At 69.6% G+C, this 21,434-nt stretch carries 22 protein-coding genes; 14 read left to right on the top strand and 8 right to left on the bottom strand.

Features of this window, described 5'->3' with window-relative positions; genetic code table 11:
• Positions 1-132: 132 nt before the first annotated feature.
• The 3 genes from EBO15_RS30085 (at position 133) to EBO15_RS30075 (ending at position 4,339) form a co-directional block, all read left to right on the top strand.
• Positions 133-2,784 carry an AAA family ATPase gene (locus tag EBO15_RS30085; protein ID WP_122197842.1) on the top strand — a complete coding sequence of 884 codons (2,652 nt, stop codon included), beginning with the start codon at positions 133-135 and terminating at the stop codon, positions 2,782-2,784.
• Between the two features lie 64 nt (positions 2,785-2,848).
• Positions 2,849-3,061 carry a hypothetical protein gene (locus EBO15_RS30080; protein WP_122197841.1) on the top strand — a complete coding sequence of 71 codons (213 nt, stop codon included), beginning with the start codon at positions 2,849-2,851 and terminating at the stop codon, positions 3,059-3,061.
• A gap of 141 nt (positions 3,062-3,202) precedes the next feature.
• Positions 3,203-4,339, top strand: a complete 1,137-nt coding sequence (locus EBO15_RS30075; protein WP_122197861.1) for a UDP-N-acetylglucosamine--N-acetylmuramyl-(pentapeptide) pyrophosphoryl-undecaprenol N-acetylglucosamine transferase — start codon at positions 3,203-3,205, stop codon at positions 4,337-4,339.
• Positions 4,340-4,378: 39 nt separating this feature from the next.
• Here EBO15_RS30075 and EBO15_RS30070 read toward each other — a convergent pair whose 3' ends face one another.
• The gene (locus EBO15_RS30070; RefSeq protein ID WP_122197840.1) at positions 4,379-4,771 is read right to left on the bottom strand and encodes a peptidase inhibitor family I36 protein; all 393 of its coding nucleotides are present in this window, start codon (positions 4,769-4,771) and stop codon (positions 4,379-4,381) included.
• Between the two features lie 359 nt (positions 4,772-5,130).
• On the opposite strand from EBO15_RS30070, the gene EBO15_RS46295 reads away from it, so the two are divergent.
• A complete protein-coding gene (locus EBO15_RS46295) occupies positions 5,131-5,724 on the top strand; it encodes an ASCH domain-containing protein (RefSeq protein ID WP_233616528.1) in 594 nt (197 codons plus the stop codon).
• A gap of 528 nt (positions 5,725-6,252) precedes the next feature.
• Here EBO15_RS46295 and EBO15_RS30060 read toward each other — a convergent pair.
• From EBO15_RS30060 to EBO15_RS45480, 3 genes are all read right to left on the bottom strand, one after another.
• A complete protein-coding gene (locus EBO15_RS30060; protein ID WP_122197839.1) occupies positions 6,253-7,239 on the bottom strand; it encodes a CU044_5270 family protein in 987 nt (328 codons plus the stop codon).
• Positions 7,236-7,853, bottom strand: coding sequence for an RNA polymerase sigma factor (locus tag EBO15_RS30055; protein ID WP_122197838.1), 618 nt, complete (start codon positions 7,851-7,853; stop codon positions 7,236-7,238). The genes EBO15_RS30060 and EBO15_RS30055 overlap by 4 nt, the downstream gene beginning before the upstream one ends.
• A gap of 521 nt (positions 7,854-8,374) precedes the next feature.
• Complete coding sequence (locus EBO15_RS45480; RefSeq protein WP_199744898.1) at positions 8,375-8,653, bottom strand: helix-turn-helix domain-containing protein; 279 nt, start codon at positions 8,651-8,653, stop codon at positions 8,375-8,377.
• 511 nt (positions 8,654-9,164) lie between these two features.
• Between EBO15_RS45480 and EBO15_RS44530 the strand changes: the two genes are divergently transcribed.
• Positions 9,165-9,713, top strand: coding sequence for a tyrosine-type recombinase/integrase (locus EBO15_RS44530; protein WP_158628393.1), 549 nt, complete (start codon positions 9,165-9,167; stop codon positions 9,711-9,713).
• 17 nt (positions 9,714-9,730) lie between these two features.
• Here EBO15_RS44530 and EBO15_RS30040 read toward each other — a convergent pair whose 3' ends face one another.
• Both EBO15_RS30040 and EBO15_RS44525 read right to left on the bottom strand, forming a co-directional pair.
• Positions 9,731-10,372: a hypothetical protein gene (locus EBO15_RS30040; protein ID WP_147481716.1), complete on the bottom strand. Its 642-nt coding sequence runs from the start codon at positions 10,370-10,372 to the stop codon at positions 9,731-9,733.
• Positions 10,373-10,506: 134 nt separating this feature from the next.
• Positions 10,507-10,791, bottom strand: a complete 285-nt coding sequence (locus EBO15_RS44525) for a GIY-YIG nuclease family protein (RefSeq protein WP_158628392.1) — start codon at positions 10,789-10,791, stop codon at positions 10,507-10,509.
• A 302-nt stretch (positions 10,792-11,093) separates the two neighbouring features.
• Between EBO15_RS44525 and EBO15_RS30030 the strand changes: the two genes are divergently transcribed.
• Positions 11,094-11,396 (top strand): hypothetical protein, encoded by a 303-nt coding sequence (locus EBO15_RS30030; protein WP_147481715.1) that lies wholly within the window; start codon positions 11,094-11,096, stop codon positions 11,394-11,396.
• 141 nt (positions 11,397-11,537) lie between these two features.
• The gene (locus tag EBO15_RS30025) at positions 11,538-12,053 is read left to right on the top strand and encodes a hypothetical protein (protein WP_122197833.1); all 516 of its coding nucleotides are present in this window, start codon (positions 11,538-11,540) and stop codon (positions 12,051-12,053) included.
• 51 nt (positions 12,054-12,104) lie between these two features.
• Here the strand turns inward: EBO15_RS30025 and EBO15_RS30020 are convergent, their stop codons facing one another.
• On the bottom strand, positions 12,105-13,478 hold the full coding sequence (locus EBO15_RS30020) for a helix-turn-helix domain-containing protein (RefSeq protein ID WP_158628391.1): 1,374 nt from the start codon (positions 13,476-13,478) through the stop codon (positions 12,105-12,107).
• A gap of 201 nt (positions 13,479-13,679) precedes the next feature.
• Between EBO15_RS30020 and EBO15_RS30015 the strand changes: the two genes are divergently transcribed.
• From EBO15_RS30015 to EBO15_RS29995, 5 genes are all read left to right on the top strand, one after another.
• Complete coding sequence (locus EBO15_RS30015) at positions 13,680-15,398, top strand: hypothetical protein (protein ID WP_199744897.1); 1,719 nt, start codon at positions 13,680-13,682, stop codon at positions 15,396-15,398.
• Between the two features lie 18 nt (positions 15,399-15,416).
• The gene (locus EBO15_RS30010) at positions 15,417-15,890 is read left to right on the top strand and encodes an NUDIX hydrolase (RefSeq protein WP_122197831.1); all 474 of its coding nucleotides are present in this window, start codon (positions 15,417-15,419) and stop codon (positions 15,888-15,890) included.
• A gap of 245 nt (positions 15,891-16,135) precedes the next feature.
• Positions 16,136-16,330, top strand: coding sequence for a hypothetical protein (locus tag EBO15_RS30005; protein ID WP_147481714.1), 195 nt, complete (start codon positions 16,136-16,138; stop codon positions 16,328-16,330).
• Between the two features lie 434 nt (positions 16,331-16,764).
• Positions 16,765-17,289, top strand: a complete 525-nt coding sequence (locus EBO15_RS30000) for a peptidase inhibitor family I36 protein (protein WP_158628390.1) — start codon at positions 16,765-16,767, stop codon at positions 17,287-17,289.
• Positions 17,290-17,331: 42 nt separating this feature from the next.
• On the top strand, positions 17,332-18,654 hold the full coding sequence (locus EBO15_RS29995) for a NucA/NucB deoxyribonuclease domain-containing protein (protein WP_122197828.1): 1,323 nt from the start codon (positions 17,332-17,334) through the stop codon (positions 18,652-18,654).
• Positions 18,655-19,418: 764 nt separating this feature from the next.
• Here EBO15_RS29995 and EBO15_RS29985 read toward each other — a convergent pair.
• Positions 19,419-20,117, bottom strand: a complete 699-nt coding sequence (locus EBO15_RS29985) for a DNA/RNA non-specific endonuclease (protein WP_122197826.1) — start codon at positions 20,115-20,117, stop codon at positions 19,419-19,421.
• 679 nt (positions 20,118-20,796) lie between these two features.
• On the opposite strand from EBO15_RS29985, the gene EBO15_RS29980 reads away from it, so the two are divergent.
• The gene (locus EBO15_RS29980; RefSeq protein WP_122197825.1) at positions 20,797-20,994 is read left to right on the top strand and encodes a hypothetical protein; all 198 of its coding nucleotides are present in this window, start codon (positions 20,797-20,799) and stop codon (positions 20,992-20,994) included.
• Between the two features lie 30 nt (positions 20,995-21,024).
• Positions 21,025-21,434 (top strand): transposase family protein (locus tag EBO15_RS43780; protein WP_199744896.1); only part of this gene is annotated, 410 nt, incomplete at its 3' end.

The raw sequence follows: 21,434 nt of genomic DNA, 5'->3' as shown, positions 1-21,434 counted from the left end.
ACCGGATTGTGGTGATTCTTCCGAGGCACGCCGGATGACTCCCGGTCTGCTCGTTGTCCGCGCGCGCCGCCTCGCCGATAGTGGAGGTCGCCGCCGGACCCCGGTGAGCCGTCCGGCGGCGGGAGGAAGCGCATGCTGATCGACCGCCACGATCTCGTCGCCCTGCTCGACCGCGCCACCGGGAAGCGGGTGACGGTCGTCTCGGCGCCCGCCGGGAGCGGGAAGACGTCCCTGCTGCGCGCGTGGGCCGGACGGCCGGGACAGGACCGCGCCATCGCCTTCGTGACGGTGCCGCCGGACCAGCACGACGCCCAGATGTTCTGGCTGGCGGTGCTCGCCGCGGTCCGCGAGGCCCTCAGTGAGGGCCACGGTAAGGGGCGAGGTGAGGGCCTCAGTGCGGGCCTCGGTGCGGGCCTCGATGCGGATCCGCCGCCGGCGGCGCCCGGCTCCGGTGGCTCCGTCCTGGTGGACGCGGTGCTGTCCGAACTCCGCGCGGGAGGGCGCCGGTTCGTCCTGGTCATCGACGACCTGCACGAGCTGAACTCCGCCGAGGCCGTCGACGGCCTCCGGTCGCTGCTGTCCCGCCTGCCCCCGGACGCGCACGTGGTCGTGGCCGGCCGCCGCGATCCGCCGCTGCGCCTGCACCGGACGCGGCTGGACGGGGAGCTGGCCGAGATCCGGCTGGCCCAGCTGCGCTTCACCGAGGCGGAGTCGCGGGAACTGGTCGCCGCCGCCGGGCTCAGCCTGCCGGACCGTGTCGTCGCCGTGCTCCACGAGCGGACCGAGGGCTGGGCGGCGGGGCTGCGGCTGGCGGTCCTGTCGCTGGCCGGCCATCCCGATCCCGAGCGGTTCGCGGCCGAGTTCTCCGGCAGCGACCGGACGGTCGCCGAGTACCTGCTGGCCGAGATGCTGGAACGGCAGCCGCCCGGCGTCCAGCGGCTGCTGCTGCGCACCTCGCTGATGGACCGGGTCAACGGCGAGCTGGCCGACCTGCTCACGGGCGCGACCGGGTCGGAACGGATCCTGCTGGAGCTGGAGGACTCCGCCGCCTTCGTCGTCTCACTCGATCCCGAACGCACCTTGTTCCGCTACCACCGGCTGTTCGGGGACCTGCTCCGCCTGGAGCTGCGCCGCACGCAGCCCGGCGAGATCCCCGCCCTGCACCGGATCGCCGCGCGCTGGTCCGCCGCGCACGCGCGGCCCGCCGACGCCGTCCGGCATCTGCAGGCGGCGGGCGACTGGCCGGACGCCGCCCGGCTGCTGTGCGACCGGGCGCTCGGCCTGACCCTGGACGGCCGCGCGGGAACCGTGACGGCGCTGCTGCGCGCCTTCCCGCCCGGGGCCGACGAGGAGTCCCCGGAACTGGCCCTGGTGAACACGATCGCCGAGCTGAACGAGTCGCGCCCGGTGGAGGCGGCGGCGCACCTGGAGGTCGGGCGGTCCCTCGCCGCCGCGAGGCCGCCGGAGCACCGCAACCGGCTCGCGCTGACGATCGCCTCCCTGGACCTGCTGCTGGCGCGGATGCGCGGCGACCTCGACGGCATCCGCGAGCAGGTGGGCGCGTTGCCCCCGGTGCTGTCCGTCCCCTCCAACGCGGACGTCGCGCTCGGCAGCGACCTGCGGGCCCTCGCCCTGCTGAACCTCGGCGTCGCCGAGGCGTGGTCGCTGCGTCCGGACGACGGGGAACGGCATCTCACCGAGGGCGCGGCGCTCGCCCGCGACATCGGCAGGCCCTACCTGGAGGTGGCCTGCCTCGCCCACCGGGGATTCACCGCCCTGAGCCGCTCACCGGCCCTGGCCCGGCGGCGGTGCGAGGAGGCGATCGCGCTGGCGTCCCGGCACGGCTGGGACGCCGAACCGGTGATCGCCCCCGCGCTCGCGACGCTCGCGGCCACGTTCGTCTGGACCGGCGAGCCCGGCCCGGCCCGGGAGTGGCTGGACCGGGCGGGGCGCGTGGTGTCGCCGGGCAGCGAACCCGGCGTCCGGCTGTTATTCCACCTGGTCACCGGGATGTTCCACGCGGCGCGCGGCGACCATGGGCGGGCCCTGGAGGAGTACGGGTCCGCGGCGTCCGTCCAGGAGGTCATGGCGGGCGAGCACGCCCTGGCGAACCTGGTGACCGGCCTGACCGCCGCCGCCCACGTCCGCCTCGGCAGGACCGACCGGGCGCGGGCGATGCTCGACGCGCTCGACGATGAGCGGGCCGGCACCCCGGAGATCCGCAACGCCAGGGCGCTCGTCCGGCTCGCCGACCACGCCCCCGAGGCCGCCCGGCGCGAGCTGGAACCCGTCCTGGACGGCACCGCTCCGTCCCGGCTCCGCCTCACGAGCGTCGAGGCCCACCTGCTGGACGCGCTCGCCTGCGAGGCCCTGGGCCATCACCACACCGCGCGCAAAGCCGTCGAGACCGCGCTCGACCTCGCCGAGCCGGACCGGCTGATCCTGCCGTTCACGCTGACGGGCGCCCGGCGGCTGCTGGAGGCGATCCCGCTCCACGAGACCGCGCACGCCACACTGATCGCCGACATCCTCGACATCCCCCGGGCCGTCCCGGCCGCGGGCTCCCCGGAACCGGGGCCCGGCCTCAGCCCGAGCGAGCTGCGCGTGCTGCGCTTCCTGCCGACCAACCTCACGCGCCTGGAGATCGCGGGTGAGCTCTCGGTGTCGCTGAACACCGTCAACACCCACATCCGCAGGATCTACGCCAAGCTCGGCGCGACCGACCGGTCGGCGGCCGTCCGGCGCGGACGGGAGCTGAGGCTTCTCTCGGCCGGCCGGTCCTGACGCGCCGAGGGGTCACCCGATTCCGGTGATGCCCGGTCACCTGTCCCCCGGGCACCATGACCCCATGGGCGACGACCCGAGCGTGTACCGGATCCGCGTCGGCGGATGCCTGGGGCCGACCTTCCTCGAGGCGTTCCCGGCGCTGACCGCGCACCAGGACGGCGACGAGACGGTGCTCACCGGCGCGCTCCCCGACTCCTCGGCCCTCTACGGCGTCCTGGCGGAGATCGAGGCCCTCGGCCTGGACCTCCTGGAAGTCCACAAGGCCCGCCCCTGACCGGCCCGTCACGCGAGGTCCCGGTTCCGGCCGCTTCGGTCTGCTAGCGTCACGCGTTTCGGACACGAAGAGAATGGCATCAAGGTGATCACCAATCCGGAAGCCGGGCGCGCGCTCCAGCAGCTCGGACGACCGCTGCGCATGATCGTGACGGGGGGCGGGACCGGCGGGCACACCTATCCCGCGCTGACCGCCGTCCGGACGCTCCAGGCCGACCTGGCGTCCGCGGGGGCGCCGCCCGCCGAGGTGCTGTGGATCGGCCAGGCCGACAGCCTGGAGATGCGGGTCGCCCAGGGGGACGGCATCGCCTTCAAGTCCGTCGCCACCGGGAAGATCCGCCGCCACGCCAACCCGCTGCGGATGCTGTCGTGGTCGAACATCAAGGACATGACCCGGGTCCCGCTCGGCGTGCTCCAGGCGTGGTCGGCCGTCGGACGGTTCCGTCCGGACGTCGTCCTCGCCACCGGCGGCTACGTGGCCGTGCCGGTGGGGACGGCGGCCAGGATGCGCCGCCGGCCGCTGGTCGTGCACGAGCAGACGGTGCGGCTGGGGCTCACCAACCGGCTGCTCGCCCGCAAGGCGACGCGCATGGCGGTGTCCTCGGACTCGACGCTCCCGCTGCTGCCCGACGCGGCGCGCGAGAGCGCCGTGGTGACCGGCAACCCCGTCCGCCCGGAGGTCCTGGCGGGCAACGCCGACAAGGGCGCCGCCCTGCTCGGCCTCGACCGGCGCTCCCCCACCGTGTACGTCACCGGCGGGGCGCAGGGATCCCAGCAGATCAACACCCTGGTCGTGGAGATCCTGCCGTGGCTGCTGAACAACGGCGCCAACGTGGTGCACCAGTGCGGCCCGGCGAACGAGGACGAGATCCGCCGCGCCACGGCGTCGCTGCCGCCCGCGGCCGCGGCCCGGTACCGCCTCGCGGGATACGTGGGGCCGGAACTCCCCGACATCCTCGCCCTCGCCGACGTGGTCATCTCCCGAAGCGGCGCCGGGACCATCGCCGAACTCACGGCCCTCGGCAAGCCGTCGGTGCTGATCCCGCTGGCCAGCTCGGCGGGCGGCGAGCAGGCCCACAACGCCGAGCACCTGGAGCAGGCGGGCGCGGCACGGGCTCTCCTCGGCGAGGTCACCGCACGGCAGCTCGCCGACGCCGTCGGCCCGATCCTGGGCGACCCCGCCCGCCGCGCCGACATGGCGCAGCGCGCACGCGCCCTGGGCCGCCCCGACGCCGCCGCCCACCTCGTCCACGTCGTCCTGACGACCGCCCTCACCTGACCCACCGGGCGGTCCCGAACCGCCGCGTGTCGTCGGCCTCTACCCGCAGTCCGAGGTGAGGGAGGCGACACGCCGGCCGTCGAGTTCGTGGAGACCGTGACTGTCGGTCTCCTGCTCGTCGCCCTGGAAGTTCGGCTGGTCGTTGAGGCGGACGATGCAGCCGAAGTCGTCCGGAAGAGGATCGAAGGCGGAGCGCGGGAAGATGGGCGGCTCGATGTCGTCGAGCTCCCGGAGCTGGAACCCGCCCTTCGTGATGTGGGCGTCCTCGTCCAGGAGGACCTTGCCGGTGCCGCCTGGACCTGCGAAGAGGCAGAAGTGGCCCTTCGGGCACTTGGCGGCGCGGGCGTCCGCGGACGAGGCCGACGCCGTGGCGGCCGCGAAGCCGAAGGCGGCCAAGGACACAACAGCGAGACGTGCGGCGCGATAACGCATGGGACTCCATTCATCGACAGAAGTATCGACCTTGAGTAGTCGAATGACCACTCAAGGTTACCCTTCCATGATTCTCGCCCCAGAGAAGGCCCCGATCCGCAGGCCGCCCCGGCCTTCCGGCACGAGTTCCTGGCGACCCTCGGTCACCTGAACCGGATCCGGTGGCCGCTCGCTCCCTCACACGACCAGGCCCACCTGCGGCTCCCGTGCCCTCAATGCGGGTGGGCCGAGAAGCGCGCCGAGCGCACCCAGTTGCTCCGCACCGGTTCCGGAGGCGCGGACCTCGCCGCAGTATGCACTGACCACGGTGACCAGCCCGGCTCCCCGGCCTCGCCCCGCCGCCGCGCATCTTCACCCCGATGGTCCTCACCGACACCGGTGCCAAGCTGTCGAAGTCCCTGATCAGAGACGGGCGGGTCGCCTCGCCGCCGGGCGCCCGGCCCTGGATGCTGGACATCACCGCCTGGGACGGCGACACCAACTCCTTCGTCGACGCCATGGTCTGGCTGGTCGGCAGGATGCTCGCCGACCCCGAACACTTCTACCGTTCCTGCACCACCGCCGAACTGGACAGACTCATGACCGCACGCCCCGAGGCCACGGCGAACGTACGCGCCCGCGAGATGAACCTCTACCGCCGCTACTTCGACCTGGTCGTCGACGGAACCAAGACGATCGAAGTCCGGGTGCAGTACCCCAACCTGCGCACCCTGAAGGCGGGCGATCACATCCGCTTCGTGTGCGGTCGCGACGACGCCCTCACCCACGTCAAACGCGTCACCAGGTACACCTCTTTCGAGGAGATGCTCGACAGCGAAGGGCCCGAGAAGGTGAACCCGACCAGCCCCCGCGACCAGCAGATCGCCGACATCCGCCGCATCTACGGCCCCGAGAAGGAAGCCCTCGGCGTCCTCGCCATCGAAATCGAACTCGTCGCCGATCCCACCCCCTGACCGCCAGCGTGTGAACGGCAAGGGCGCAGCCCCCGGCGTTCGGCCGGGGGCCGCAGTGCGTTCGGGGGCCGCAGGGAGATACGACACGACCTTCCGGCTTCGGAGCCGCCGCGGACCACCTGCCCGAGGTGCTGAAGAAGGACCGGCTCGGGCGTGCGTGAGCGGCATCAGCGGGACGTGTGTGCTTGGCAGGCCTGGCCGCGACTGCCGAGATCGGGGTGGACGGGCGGGAACGTGGACAAGGCCGCCGCGCCACGGCGGCGCTGCCGCCCGCGGCCGCGGTTCGAGCTGACTCCGGCCGCCGTCGCCGTGATCTATCCCACCCGCGGGTTGCTCGGCGGGCACGGGCTCCTCGGAGGAGGCGGGCTCGGCATGCAGAGACGGTGGGCACCCGCCCATCTCCGGAGGGACGCACAAGGCGACAGCCGTGACGCGAGGCGGTGGTCGGCAAGGCGGGCGGCCGGGACCGGGCTCGGCCGCCCGCCGGATCTCGGGGCCGGTGCTCGGCCCCTGCTCCCGGCTTCCCCGTTACGGCTTGGCGGGGAGTTCGCCGGACCTGTCCACGACGCCGCGCTGGAGGACCGCGGTGGTGGCGGTGATCATGCCCTTCTTGGCCAGCTTGGTGTCCTTCACCATGTAGCCGCGTTCGCCCAGGTAGGTCAGCGTCTTCTTGTCGAAGATCCATTCGTTGCGCTCGCCGTAGGCGACGAGGGCGACGGCGACGCCGTGCCGGCCCGCCGCGTCGACCGAGTCGGGCACCACGAGCACTCCGGGGATCTTCGCCGCGGCGCGGTAGATGGCGACGGCGAGCCTGGGCGGCAGGATCTGCTCGGACAGGAGCCGGCCGAGCTCCTGGAAGACCGCGGCGTTCCGGGCCGCCGGTTCGGCCGTCTTGCCGGACTTCGGATACGTCGCGTAGATGCCGGCCAGCAGGGCGTCCGGCTCGGTCGGCATGGCGGCGAGCTTGCGGTAGGTCAGGTCGTCCTTCTCGCCGACGAACACGATCGACCTCCCGGCCCCCTCCCGGAGCAGGCCGCGCCGACCCGGGCTCTGCGCCTTCCAGATCTCCCGTACCCGCAGCGGCTGCGGAACCCGCGGCCCTCCGTTCGTCTGGATGGTCCAGGCGACCTTGCTCTTGATGTAGACGAACTGGTCCGCGCGGACGAGCGGAACGGTCTGGTGCGCGGCGGCCAGCGAGATGCGGTCCAGCAGTGCGGTGGCGCTGCTCTCGTCGCCGGGCCTGGCGGCGGGCGAGGACGGGGTGGCGCGGCCGCCGTGCAGGCCGGTGATGAGGCCCGCCGCGACGGCCGCGGCGAGCGGGGCCGCCAGCAGCACGATCCGGCGGCGCCTGTGCCGTTTCGGGGAGGTCGCGGGCTCTTCGATCTGCAGCATCAGGTGCTCCTTGAGGAGGTGGCGTCGGCCATCGGAGAGCTCGGGGTCGCCCGGGGGCGGCAGAAGCCGCACGAGCTCGGCGAGCTCGTCGGGTTCGGGTCCGCGCCGTGGGGTGCCGTTCATGCATGCCTCTCCTTCGACCGGACCGCGTTCGCGCGGCCGTCACCCTTGAGCTGTCCACCACCGGGCGAGGGTTCCCGTTCGGCGTCGGTGAGTTCGCGCAGGCGGGTCCGGGCCCGTGACAACCGGGAACGCACCGTGCCCAGCGGAACGCCGAGCGCCGCGGCGGCCTCGGTGTAGTTCAGGCCCGCCCACACGCAGAGCGCGAACACCTCGCGTTCGGCCTTGCGCAGCCGCCCGAGCGCGGCGCGCGCGGCGGCCAGTTCCTCGGCGTCGGCGAGCCGCCCGACCACCTCGGCGGAGAAGTCCGGCACCAGATCCCGGCGGGGCACCCGTCTCAGCGCCGCCTCGTGCCGCCGCGCGGACCGGGACGCGTTGCGCAGGATGTTGGTCGCGATGCCGAACAGCCAGGGCCGCAGCGACTCGCCCTCCAGCTGGATCCTCTCTCGCACACGCCAAGCCTCGAGGAAGGTGAGCGACACGATGTCCTCGGCCGCCGCCCAGTCCCCGGTGACCCGGACCGCGTAGCGGTACACCGCGGATACGTGCTCGTCGAATAGCTCCCCGAACGCGACGGGGTCGCCTGCCCGTATTCGGGCTCGCGCTGACAGTTCCACATCCCGTCCTGTCCGGTGATCCCGCCGGGTTCCACATGACCCCGGACACACCAAAGGGCGACCAGGAGCGTCGAACGACGATGCTCCCTGGTCGCCCCGTAGCCGAAGCTCAGAACGTCAGCGGACGGGGAGGCCGGTGATGGTGCGGCCGATGGCGAGGCGCTGGATCTCGTCGGCGCCCTCGAAGATCGCAAAAATCCTCAGCACAATTCCCTGACCAGTAGAGATGCGCCACCACCTCGGCATCTCTCGTTCCACCTACGCTTCGACACGCACCCAGAACACCCGATCCCGCGCCTCGGAACCCCAGTTCAACGCCAACGCACCGAGGGTTTCGGTGCTGCCTGACTCCCGTTCCGACCCCATCCTCAGAGTCGGCAAGCGCACAGCCGGCCGCAGCACAGGCAGCGCCGGTCCAACTGCTGGGGCTGACCTCCCGCTTGCCTGGTCGGTTTTCGAGGACGGCGGTTCTGCCGCGCGCGTCTTCGCGATTCGCCGCCTGGGCCGATCACCTGAATCTCCTATGCGGTGGCTCGGACCTGGGGGTGCCGAATCTGGGCCGCACGGTGGAGCTGGAGGGTTCGTCGTCCGCGGTCTGCTCCTTGGCCGGGCGCAGGGCCGCGACCTTTGTCCGGCTCACAGATCAGGAGCGCGGCGGGGTCGTAGTCGAGGATCGAGCAGATCACGTCGAGGTCGTCCAGCCGGATCGTGGTCGGCGTCCCGGTCCACAGCACGGCCAGCCCCCGCTCGTTGAAGGCGTGGACGACGTCCCGGACGGTGCCCTCATGCGCCGCAACCAAGTGCGCAATCGCCGGACCCCTCGTGCCCGGCGCCGACGCCATAATGATCAACGCCTTTCCGGACACGAATCAACTCGTGCCTGCCCACCGGACGCCACCCGGCGTGCCACCTACCCGGTGAAGGTATGTGGTCAGCGCACTAGACGCCGGAGCCGACGCCTACACCAGATCCGTCCGCCCCCCACAACACCACCCGCGAATACGCACAGGCATGGCGAACCTGGGAAGAGTTCTGCGGCTTCGTCGAGCTCCCCACCGAGCCCGCCACCCGCGGCATGCTCATCGGCTACGTCCGCTGGGCCTGGACGCGGGGCCTCGCCCCCTCCACCATCGACACCCGGCTCGGCGGCATCGCCACCACCCTCGCCGACCGAGGCCACCCCATCGACCGCGCCGCCACCGCCGAGGCCCGCAAGGTCCTCAAGGCCGAACAGCGGCGGGCTGCCGAGGCCGGGGAGCTGAACCGCGGACGCGGGCAAGCCCCCGCGATCACCCTGCCGCAACTTCGCGCGTGTCGGAGGCATGTCCAGACAGCCTCGCAGGGCTACGCGACCGCGCTCTGCTGCTCGTCGGCTTCGGGATGGCGGCACGGCGCCATGAGCTCTCTGGGCTGCGGGCTGCCGACGTCACCCGGCACCCCGAGGGCCTCCAAGTCCGCACGCGGTTCGGAAAGAAGGGCGGCCGGACCGTCACCATCAACCCGGGCAGGCACGAGCTCACCGACCCGCTCCGCGCCTGGGCGGAATGGCGAACCGCCGTCCCGGGCAACCCCACCGACCCCGCGCTCCAGCGCGTGGACCGATGGGGTTGCCTTCGAGGTGGGATGACCGACCACGCCGTCAACGAGCGGGTGACGGTCTGCGCCGAGCGTGCTGACCTGGAAGGCCTCACGGGGCACAGTCTGCGTGCGGGGCTGGCAACGGTGTCCCGGCGTGCGGGGAAGCCGTTGGAGGTCATCGCTGACCAGGGTGGGTGGACGAGGAACTCGGCGGCCTTGATGGGCTACATCCGCAGCGTGGACCAGTGGGTCGACAACGCCACTGCCGACATCGGGCTGTGATGCCTCCCTGACATCGGCTAATAGAAGCTCGGAGGCACGTACTTCTCCCGGGGGTCGGGCACTTCTCGCCGCAGAACCCAGGGGGCGAAGCCTTCCCGCTCGCAATGGATGGTCAGGCGGATAGGCGTTCCGAGGTAGTCCTTGTCCCAACGTTCGGCTGCGCCCGATTCGGTCCACCAGCTTGGCTCTGAGGTCTCATGCACGGGCGCTTCCCAGCGCTCACCGATCGTCAGTGGAACCGGAATGCTGCTACGCCCCCGCTCGTCCGCTACGCCGCTGTTTGGGCGGAGCAGGAACGGTCCCCAGATCTGCCTGTCGATCTCTTCCTGGCTGCGTTGCTCGTTGGGTTGGATAGCGGAGCGGTCTTGGTCGTCGCGGATGGTGACCTGGAACCGGTCCAGGTGATCGAGGACGTCCGGCCCCTCCAGCTCCACTACGAGCTTCCAAACCACGCCTCCCGGATCCTTACGGAAGTAGACCTTCACCTGCGGGAACATCTCGCGATGCTCGCGCCGTTCCTCGATGTCGGAGAGATTCTTCGTGGCGTCGGCCGATGCGTCGGCACTCTCAGTTGCCCGGCGCGCCACGCGCAGAGCGGCGCCGGCCACGCCAAGCGAGGCAACTGAAGATGCAGCTTGAACGATGTCTGTGATGCTCACGAGGCCAGCGTGATGGACGGCGTGCCTCCCGATCGGCGCTTCTTCAGAACCGCCGCGGCCGGTCATGGCCAGCGCGCGACAACGCCCCTGTACTAACAGGGGGGCGGAGTGCAGGGGCGTTGCAGGCGCGGGAGTCACGGCGTGCGTTTCGTGCGCCTCCTGGCCAATGCTGGCGAGTCCTCTCGGAGGTGGGCACCGCGCACCGAGCCATCGGCGTTGGGGACCACCTGGTTGTGGAGCGGGGACTCCAGCTTGATCGCCCTCGCTTCGGCTTCCAGCGCCTCTTTGCGAGTGGGGTAGTGGTGGAGTTCCGTGCGGGCGACGGCCTGCCACCAAGGTTTGTTGGCGTGATCGCCCCAGCGTTCCTCCGGCCGGTTCGCCGCTCCGACGTACAGCAGGTTCCCCTCCTCGTCATACAAGCGGTAGACGAAAGTGCCTTCATAGGCCCGTGGCACTGCTGCCCCTTCCACCTCTGGCGCTGCTTCTTGGCCTACGGGATCTTCAGTTCGCCGAGGCCCTCTTGCGCTACTCATCCTCCGTGCGGGCTCCGGTGGCCTCAACCGCTTCACCACGGGTTGAGAGTTCGGGCGGCACGGGCACGCTTGCGATGCCCACTGCTCCAGCATGGTGGGCGACCGATCATGGCCAGTTCGACCAGGCTAGTCCCCTGGGCAGCCGTGTCGAGACCAAGGAGTCCCAGGTCAGACGTATGATCGGGGCCGTGGATCTACTCGAACACCTGATCGATGCCAAGGCTCGATTCTTGGAGGCCGAAGCCCGCCTCACCGCGCTAGCCGCCACACTGCCCCGCGCGATCGACATCGCCAACGGCGAGGCCGAGCTGAGCCCCGAGCAGCGCGCCGCGTGGGACGAGCCCACCAAGGAGCAGCAGCACCTCGCGGCCGAGATCCAGACGGACCCGTGGTGGGCCGACGTGGACCAGGCTGAGGGCCGGTTGGAGTTGACACGCCAGGCGCGCGTGCGGGCCGAGCAGCAATTCGCCGACCGGGAGAAGGTGAAGTAGAGGCAGCCCTGCACGTAGCTGATGCCGGGCGTCAAGTGTTTTCGCCCTACTGAAAAGGGTTTCCCCTCGTCTCCACAGCCGTCCATGCTCCCCGTACCTGCCGGGTCGACCGACCCGGATCGAGCGAACGGGGAGTGAAAGATGCGCTCACGACACAAGCGAGCCGCAGGGACTGCCGCAATCCTGGCCGGCGCGAGCCTGCTGGCAGGGATCGCCAGCGTCCCCGCCGCCAGCGCGACGCAGAGCCGCACCGCCACCGTGCACACGAACGCCCGAAAGACGAGCACGGCACCCAGGACGGTCGGCCTCAAGAGTCGACCGCAGGTCACGGCTAGTGGCATCAGCGGAAAGTGGATCTACAGTTACAAGTCTCCGCGGGCGACCAGCAGAGTCCAGTCCTACCGCATGGTTGAGCTGTGCTTCAACGTGACGGGCAACCACCTCTACCAGGGCTACACGCTCTCGTTCAAGCGCAGGGGAGTAGGCGGCACGTTTCCACACACTGTGACCTTGTGGAGCAAGCGGTATTGGGGACCGAAGCATAAGACCTGCACGGGCTGGAAGCCGGGTCACCACGACCGGGTGTGGGCCGAGATCGCCCCCATCAAGTTCCCGCTGGCGAACGCGAAGGCGCAGGTCTGGATCTACAACCCCTGATCTCGTCGCCCGAACCGCCCGTCGACCTGGTGCCAGCGGGCGGTTCGCTGTCTAGGCTCGGACGCCCACACGCCCCGCGAACGCGCGCAGGCCGGGCAGCGATCCGCGGTCCGCCCTCAATAGGTCCTGGACCATGCGTCGGACGGGCGGTCGGTACCGAACCTCGTCCGGGGCAACTCGTTCGACGCTGCGGAGCGTCCGATAGCAGTCCTCCATGCGCCCCCATTGGTGGTAGGCGCTCGCGACGTCCACGCCCAGCCGCCCCCGGCGCTCCCGCGTGGGAAGTGGCACCCCTTGGAGCGCACGAGCGTGCTCAATCGCGGCGCCGCTATCTCCCAAGACCTGGGCGATGCTGACCTGGTAGCCCGTCACATTCGACGGGCCGAACGCCGTATGGCGCAGGTTCGCGTCGTGGCCGAGCCGCCTGGCGATGCGGGCGGCCTCCCCGATGTACTCGTGCGCGGTGTGGCGCTGCTCATCAACCGCTGCCGTGTACGCCGCGACCTGCAGCAGGTTGCCGTACACCGACAACTGCTCGTCGGAAGCGTGTCCGTCGGGCTCGATGCTGCGGGCGGCGTCCAGCACCATGTCGCGCGCCTGGGTTCGTCGGCCAGTCCTGCGCAGCACGACGGCCTGAGCGCGCCGGGCGTCGGCGACGGCAAGCGGATCGCCGCTGATCATCGCGGCCTGGAACGCGCGGTCGGCTGCCGTCCAGGACGCGAGGTCGTCGCTGCGTTTGATCATGAGCGCGGCGGTTGTGAGGTAGGCATCGGCGAGGAGCCCGTTGGCCTGGGCGAGGTCGCCGATGTTGGCGTGGTCGCGGGTGGCCGTGGCCGCTGCGAGCAGGTGAGGCAACGCCTGCCCAAGTTCGCCATATTGCGCGGCTTCGAACTTGGTACGGGCCAGCTCGACCGAGTCGCGCAGCGTTGCCAGAGAGACCGGCTCTCCAGACGTGACGCCGCTGAACAGGATGCGGTCGAGACTGCCGGGGGTTGCGGCGGAGGCTCTGCGGGGCAGCCCGAGGGCGGCCGCCCCGGCCATGCTGGCGCTCACGGCCAGCAGTTCGCGTCGTCGCACCGGGTCCTCCTCGGCCTCGGCTGTACCGGGCACCACAGTAGGCCCCGAAGGTCTCCGGATGTCCTTCCCCGCGTCGGCAGGTTCTTCACTCGCGGGAAGCAGTCCGAAGACGGCAGGCGACACGTGCAGCGCTGTCGCGAATGTCCGCAGGAGTCCGACGTCGGTCAGCGGCGCGTGATCGCGCTCAAGCCGGGACAGCCGGGAGCCGGAGTAGCCGCAGCGCCGGCCGAGCTCGGCGAGAGTCAGCCCTTCGGCCTGTCGGAGGATCCGCACGACCCTCCCGTACTGCTGGTGCGCGATCGCTTCCCGGAGGGTGGGCGTTGCCCACACCGGATCACGAGGATCCACCACACCACCACCTGCTCAAAGGCGTAAGAGGGCGCGGACCGAACGTAACCCCGGCTGGCTGATCCACTCCATCCCGTTTGCGGATTCCGCAAACCATGTGCGGACCCCGCACACGGCACTCCACGCAGCCGGGGATTCGCGGCGAACTGGGTGGCGTACCGGCCCGCATCAGTCGGGCCGACCAACCCAGCGAGGTGAGCCGTGACCACCGCCACGCCGCACACGACGGGATACCACTCCCAGTTCCCCCACGACCCCCGCATCGCCGACTACCTCCGGGCGCAGCGCATCATCGGCCCCGACGAAACCCCCCGCGACATGGTCGACCGGATCGTCGCTGTCCTCGCCGCCGCCGAACGTGACCTCACCGGCCCCCGCACCGCCGCCCGGTTCAGCACCGACCTCGGCACTGCCCTCGACCAGCGCAAGATCGTGTTCTCCACCCCGATCATGACGAACGCCGGTCGTCACCCCGACCGGCCCCTCGCGGCGTGCGCCGTTCCGCCCGTCGACCTTCGCGGTGACCTCGCCCACGTCAAGCACATCGTCGACAGCTACCACCAGGCCGGGATGGGCACCGGGTTCAACCTCGACGACCTCGATGACCCGGTCACGGTGCTGCGGTACCTCAACGGTGTCGCTGTCGCCGGCGCCGACTCCGGCGCCGAGGACCGACCGGTGGGGAACATGGCGTTGCTCGCGCTCGCCCACCCCCGCGCCGGCGAGTTCATCGACTGCAAGGTCGGCGCGGACGGACGCGGCGAGCGGTGGAAGTTCAACATCTCCCTCACCGTCACCGACGAGCAGATGCGCGCCGCCGCGGCCGGCACGGGCCGCGCGGCGGAGCTGCTGCATGCGGCTGCCGAGGCCGCGCACGCCTGCGCCGATCCCGGCCTGGTGTTCGCCGACCGGATGGCCGCGGGCAACCCCACACCGAACATCGGTCCGCTGGTGTCGACCGCCCCCTGCGCCGAGGTCGGCCTCGCCGCCGGAGAGACCTGCCAGTTCGGCTACCTCAACCTCGCCGCGTTCCACCGGCCGAACCGGTCCGCCGTCCCGGTCGACCTGGACGCGCTCGCCGCCACGACGCGGACGCTCGTCCGGGCCCTGGACAACGCGATCGAAGCGAGCCTGTCCCGCTACCCGCACGCCGCATCCGCACGGATCATGCGCGCCAAGCGGAAGATCGGCGTGGGGATCTGCGGGCTCGCTGACCTGCTGCTCGCCGCAGGCATCCCCTACGGGAGCGCGCAGGCGCGGCGGCTCGCACAGGAGGTCATCGGGTACGTCAACTACATCTCCAAGCACGCCTCGGCCGAGCTCGCGCGCGAGCGGGGCGCATGCCTGGCGCTGCTCGGACAGCAGTCCCGGTACGCCGACCCCGGATTCCTCGGCCGGTTCGCCCGCCTCGACCTGACGTCCGCGCCGCCGGACGTGTGGACCCGCCTGGCGCGTTCCGTCGCCGACACCGGCCTGCTGCGCAACACCTCGACCGTCGCGCTACCTCCGACCGGCCGCAGCTCACCCATCATCGAGGCATCCACGGGAATCGAGCCGCTGTTCCGCCTCACCACCCCGCTCGGACGTGCCCACCCGGCCGTCCTGGACTCCCTCGCCGCCCACCCCGAGGCACAGGACCACGTCGCGCACACCGGGCACCTGCCCGACCGCTACCCGCTACCCAGCGACCTGCGGGCGCTCTTGGCCACTGCCACACAGATCCCGGCCGCTCAGCACCTCGCCATGGCCGCCGCCGTCCAGGCGTGCGTCGACGAGGCTGTCTCCAAGACCGTCAACCTTCCGGCCACCGCCACGCCCGCCGAAGTGCACGACATCTTCGTGAACGCCTGGGAGGCGGGCTGCAAGGGCGCTACCGTCTACCGCGACACCTCCCGAACGCTCCAGCCGAAGGCGCTCTGACCAGCGAAGAGGAGAATTATGAGCGGCGACCAGTACACCTTCGACACCCGTCATGACCGGTACCCGGTCGCCGCTCACGCCATCCTCACCGACCCGGCCGGTCGCGTCCTGCTCGCACGCCGCGCCGGATCCGGCTACGCCGACGGCCAGCTCGCGTTCCCCGCCGGACACGTCGACCTCGGCGAAACCCCGATTGACTGCCTCGTCCGCGAGATCCGTGAAGAGCTCGGCATCGAGCTGGACCCCGCTTCGATCACCCCCGCGGGCACCATGTTCCGACTCTCCCAGGAACCGCGCGTCGACCTGTTCTTCACCATCCGCGCGTGGGATGGGATGCCGCGGATCTGCGAGCCGCACAAGTGCGCCGAGCTCGTCTGGGTGACTCCGGACGAACTCCCGGGTGATGCGCTCGACTTCGTCGGGCGGGCCCTCGCCAACCGGAGCGCTGGCCGCCCGTACGACGAGTTCGGGTGGGCAACCACCAGCGTGTGACCCGCAACAGCGCAGGCCCCCGGCGATCAACCGGGGGCCTGCAGCATTCTCGGGTCACCAGCGCTCCGCCAGGACGAGGGCGAGTCCGGCTAACGCCCCGGCGAGCTGGACGAGGCCGGTCAAGAGCTGCGTGCACTGGTCGATGGTCATGCGTCCAGCATCACGGGCGCGGGACTCCGGGACCAGCGCGCCCGCGAACTGTGGATAACTTGGCGTCCCCGCAGGTCAGCGCATATTTTGACGGCATGATGCGTTGGGAGGGGCCGCGAGCCTGGGCGTTCGACATTCGTGAACTCGGCGGACGGCAGATCATCCACCTGTCCCAGCACGACGCGATCGTCGCGGACCTCGCTGATGTCCAGCAGCTTGAGGCGGCGCTCGAAGGACAGGGCCTCAGCCTCGGCGAATTCGCGGAGCGCCCGGCGGCGGAGGGCTGCTGAGTAGAGGCCCTGGCCTCGCCGCTAACTCCACTCGATCAGGACCGGCCGTTCAGCTTCGTCCCTGTCTGCGCCGCCGCCAATGGTGACGTTGGTTCAGAGCCGTACCCGCCTCTGCTCGGAGGTGGGCGCACCATCGTGGCCCAAATCTCTGAGCAGGCATTTCGTGAATGCAGAGGGCCCTTGCTTCGGACGCCTGTCCGGCATATGCAGCCCTTGACTCGCCAGCCTCTCCAAGACCTCGCGTGTGCGCGGACGGGTAGCCCGGTCGCCCGGTTGACCTGACTCATGAGCTTTCTCGATCAAACCAGGCCAGCGAAGGTTAAAGATTGCTTTACCTGTCACTCACTTGGCCCTTAACTGCGGCTCGAACTACCTTCCACAGCGGAGATCAACTCCACCGCCTTCCCGCCGGGCGCTCCCTCTTCATGAGGAGAATGATGAATCCGCGCACGTTGACCCGCACGCTCCCCTTGGCGCTCATCGCGAGCACGGCCATCCTCACAGGAACCAGCACCGCCTTCGCGGCAACTCCCACCCCGGGCACCCCCGACAGCATCCAGACCGAAATCAACGACCAACTCCGCGCCCATCCCGGCGGCGTGCAGACCGGCCCCAATGAGATCACCTACAAGAACGGCAAGGTGATCCTCAGCATTCCGAGCAACCCCACCGTGGTCGACACCTGCGCTTCCGGCGCATATTGCTTCTTCGACGGTCCCGACTTCACCGGTCGCATGCTCACCTTCCGCGACTGCGGCGGCTGGCAGTACCTCACTGACTACGGGTTCGGCAACAAGACCTCCTCGTGGACCAACCTGTCCAAAAACACCGTCAAGGTATACGACGAGGATGTTTCCCCGCGCGCCCAGCTCTGGACGATGGCCCCCGGTGCCGCCGCAGCGAACGTCGGAAGCGCCGCATACAACAAGGCCGATTCCTTCCTGACCTACTGCCCCTAGTTCGCCAGACGGCACCCGTAGACCTCACACCAGGGCAGGATCATGAAGGAAACAACCAGACGGCTGGCCAGAGGAATCGCCGCCGGTGCGGCTGCCATAGCCATGGTCACCTCGACCGCCACCGGCGCATTGGCCACAACGACGCCCCCCACCCCCTCACCGAAAGCCCCTCCGGCCAGAACGCAAGTTCCCGAGGAACTCAAGGCGGGAGTCCAGAAGAACTGGCGACCCCAGCCCAAGCCGGACCAGACGCAGAGTTGCAGCACGGTCAAGGAGCGGGCCACGAAGGCCAGCAAGACCGCAGGCCCTAAGGCGGGCCTCATCAGCTGCGCTGACTTCATCACGTCGCCCAGGGACATCAAGTCCAACATCGCGGTCGGGCTAGATCCCGACGATGGAACCGACCCCCTCCCAGCGGGGTGCGGCGCTCTCGGATCCAAAATCGTCTCCCGAGTAGTCGACTGCCAGACGGGATGGGTCGTCTACGAACTCTGGACCCGTCCAAAGCCGGAGGAGCCTCCGAAGCTCGTCGGAACCGCCACAGTCCAAGTCGACAGCTTCGACCAACTCGGCTGGAAGGCCCCACACTTCAACCGCACGGTCAAGGTCAAAATGACCGAGGCTACCGGGCTGGCGACGACCGGACTCACGGCCACCGTGAACGTTCGCTGCTCTGGCTCCAAATGCGCCGACGATTACGCTTCCGGTGGGTCATTCCAGCAGGAGCTACTCCTCGGTCAGCCCTGGACCGGCTTCGCCCAGTTCAACTCGTCGCCCATCGCAAGCGACAGCAAGAGCGACGCCCTGTTCCACTTCATGACCACCTCCATCTCACTCCACCATCCCCTGACCGACAACCCGCCGTACGTCAGCGAGCACGATTCCGAGTCGATCCGCTGCGACAAGCGACTCCCCACCGCGGACCCGAACACTCCCAATGACGCCGGCGGCTGCGTCTTCCATGACTTCTGGCCCTTCTACACTCTGTCCAAGACGACCGGCACAGCCACCAAGACTGCAGCGCACATCGAAAGGGCACAAATCGCCACCGCCAATCACTGGGGCCTGTACACCGGCGGAGCAAAAGACAAAGCTCTGAACCGACTTGCTGATGAAACACTGGCGAACAAGAACCGCACCGAAGCCTGCAAAGCGGCACCGAATCCGCGCCCGACAGGAATGGACTGCGACGAATACCCCTTCGCCGCCACCTACCAGGGTGCCGCCTTGGAAGGTTACGGCGACTCCCACTGGGAGTTGATCGATTTCAGAGACAATCGAGCGGAGGGGGCATACCGTAAGAATTGGTATGCGGAGAACCGAATGCTCGATGGGGATGCGTTCTGGGTCAAGATCGTCCCATAGACTCACCGCTACCCAATGATCGGGAGGTCCTTGACGTGCCAGAGCCAGTGACCACGGCCCTTAGCGTAAGTGACGGGCAGTTCTACCTGGTCGACCCCTCGACCAGGGTGCCGCTCCTCTACTCGGCCGGCAGCAACGGGCTCGTCGGCATCCTCGGAGACGGAGCCGCGTGCATCTGCACCGGGACCCTCGACGGCTTCGTCCAGGTCGCGGTGGCACCCCGTCAAGGACCTCCCCCCTCGCTCCTCCCTGGTTGGGACGAGGTAGTCGATATCGCTTTCCACGCTCCCAGCGGGCGGTTCGGGGTGCATGGCGGGGCGATCGAAGGGCCCCAGCTGCCCAACCTGGCGGACGCTGACCCAGGTCCCTACCGCGTTCGCGTTCACGCACGGGGCCGTGACGCTGGCCTCGGGGTCGAAACAGTCCGCTCCGCCAGCGATATCGTGGAGGAGTACCTCATCGTCGCTTGGCCCGGCAACGGAGATCCTGAGGTCGTACATCAAACACGCGATGCAGCAGGTGATCATCTGCGTGCCCTGCCGCCGGATCCGACCGGCATGCCGCCCCTGATGGACACCGGAGGGGCACAGGCCGACCCCATGGGGCGAAAGCGCCCATAGTCAGTCTGGCCGACGCGAACAGCTCCATCTTGTATCAAGGTGGAGCTGTTCGTGCATCATCTCCAGCTTCACGCAGAGCGGCAGAGGCAACGGCGGGCCACAGGCAGGTGAGGACGCGGGCGCCTGGAATCTTGACGACCTACATCAGTGGGTGGTGGGCTCCGGCTTGCCACACCCGGCGCCGAGATACTGCCGCTCGTAGGTGCCGCGCAGGCGCCCGCCCTCACCGCCGACGAGCTGGCGGTTGGGGAAGGTCAGCTTGATGTCCTGCCGATCGTGTCCAGCGGTGACGACCTCCACGTCCGCGTGAAAAGCGTCGGGTACGAGCGTCACATCGTCCGGGTAGCTGACCCGGATCCGGTAGTGCAGGATCCGGCCGCCGGGCGCCTTCAGGCACCGCTTGGCCCCGGCCTCCAGGTGCTGAAAGACGCCGCGATTGACGCTGGCCCACTGCGGAACGAGGTCATATCTCCTGTCCACGCCATGGAGCGTGGCCGCGATCAAATGCCCGCCGTCGTAGCCCGTCGTGCCAGACATGTGGCCCACCTTGCCCTGGCAGGACCCGCGCACGGCCTCGCTATGGGTTACGTCGGCGGCCTCGGCGTGCTCAGGGCGGCCCTGAGCGTCGGTCCGGTACGTCGCGCCGTCCGCGCGGTAGGTCGCGTTGGGCTTGAGGTGCTCGGCGCACGGAGCAGCATCGATGGGGCCCTGTCCCGCAGGGCCGCGCCCTGAGCGTGCTGGCGAGGCCGTGACCGCGGACGCAGCCGTGGCGGTCATCGGGGATGCCAGCGCTGCGGTGAGAGCGGCGGTGGCGAGCAGGGCGCGGGCAGGACGGCGAGCCACGGGACCTCCTGGGCGGGGGAAGAGGCCGCCCGGAACGGCGGCGACCACAGGAGATCACGGTCGCGATCACTGAGTCACTGACTGTGATCGCGATAGGGGTGTTGCGTCAGCGACACATGAGGCTGCTGCGGCGAGCCACGAGCGAAACACGAGAGCACTCAGCCTCCTGGAGGAGACGGGTGGTTGTGATCGCGAGAAGCAGGGACGTCTGCGCGTGGCTTGAGCGACGGTTGCACGTCTGTGGGGGCGGTGACGTCGACGAGACACAGCAGCGTGGGGCCTGTCCCGACCAGTCTCGGCTCGTGTGTGTCCGCCACCTCGGAGGGCGTCAATCTCGCGATGAACATGGCCCTACCCCATCGCCGCACCGGCCTCCCGACGCGGCCCTTCCCGGGCACCTTCCAGCGGTCTCACCGAGTGTCGAGATTGGCCCGGTTCTGGCTTTTCGTGCCTGCACAGGCTCAACCATCGCGCCTTCAAGCGTCCTCGCATAGATGATCAACAAGACCCGCACGTTGTGCACGCTGGGCAGGCTTTTATCCCAATTACAGTGCTGGTCGCGAGCGGCACGGACCGCTGGGTGTTGTGGTGCTCACCCCCGGAGGGCAGAGGTGCCCGCGCCGCGAATGCGCCGTTCGGGAAGTCGAAGGATCCGGCCCGACCAAAGAGAGAAGGCAACATGAGGGTTTTCTGGAAGGCCGGAGGTGTCTTGTCTGGCGCGCTGGCAGCAGTGGTGGCCTGGGGGACCGCCGCGTCCGCCGAGTCGGCCGATATCGGCACCAAATTGGCCGAAATCGGCACCGAAGTGTTCGTAATGGGCTACGGCGAACCATGGAAGGACTGCGTCCAGACCGTGACGCTAAGGGTTGTCCCGTAACGGTCGGGTGCTGTGCGCGATGATCTTGGTGTGGAGCGGGTGTTCTGTGCGGATGACCAGGTGTGGGTGCCGACGTTCACGGGGTTGTCGGTTCGGCGGTTCCGTCGTCTGGTGAGGATCGTTGCAGCCCGGGGTGGTGAGCAGACCGGGACCGGTCGCCGGTGGGGTCTGCCGCTGGCCGATCGGGTGTTGCTGATCGCGGTGTACTACCGGACGAACCTGACGGTGCGGCAGGTCGCGTTGCTGTTCGGGGTCTCCAAGTCGGCCGCGCACCGGATCGTCGATCACCTGGCGCCGTTGCTGGCCTTGGAGCCGGCCGCTCGGCGGCACGGTCCCGACACGGTGCTGATCGTGGACGGCACACTGGTCCCGACCCACGACCGGACCATCACCGCCTCCAGTAAGAACTACCGGTTCTCGGTGAACATGCAGGTCGTGAT

The organism is Actinomadura harenae, from assembly GCF_003696215.1.
Lineage (GTDB): Bacteria > Actinomycetota > Actinomycetes > Streptosporangiales > Streptosporangiaceae > Spirillospora > Spirillospora harenae.
The sequence above is the reverse complement of the archived record's forward strand: the minus strand, read 5'-3'. Positions and strand labels throughout refer to the sequence as shown.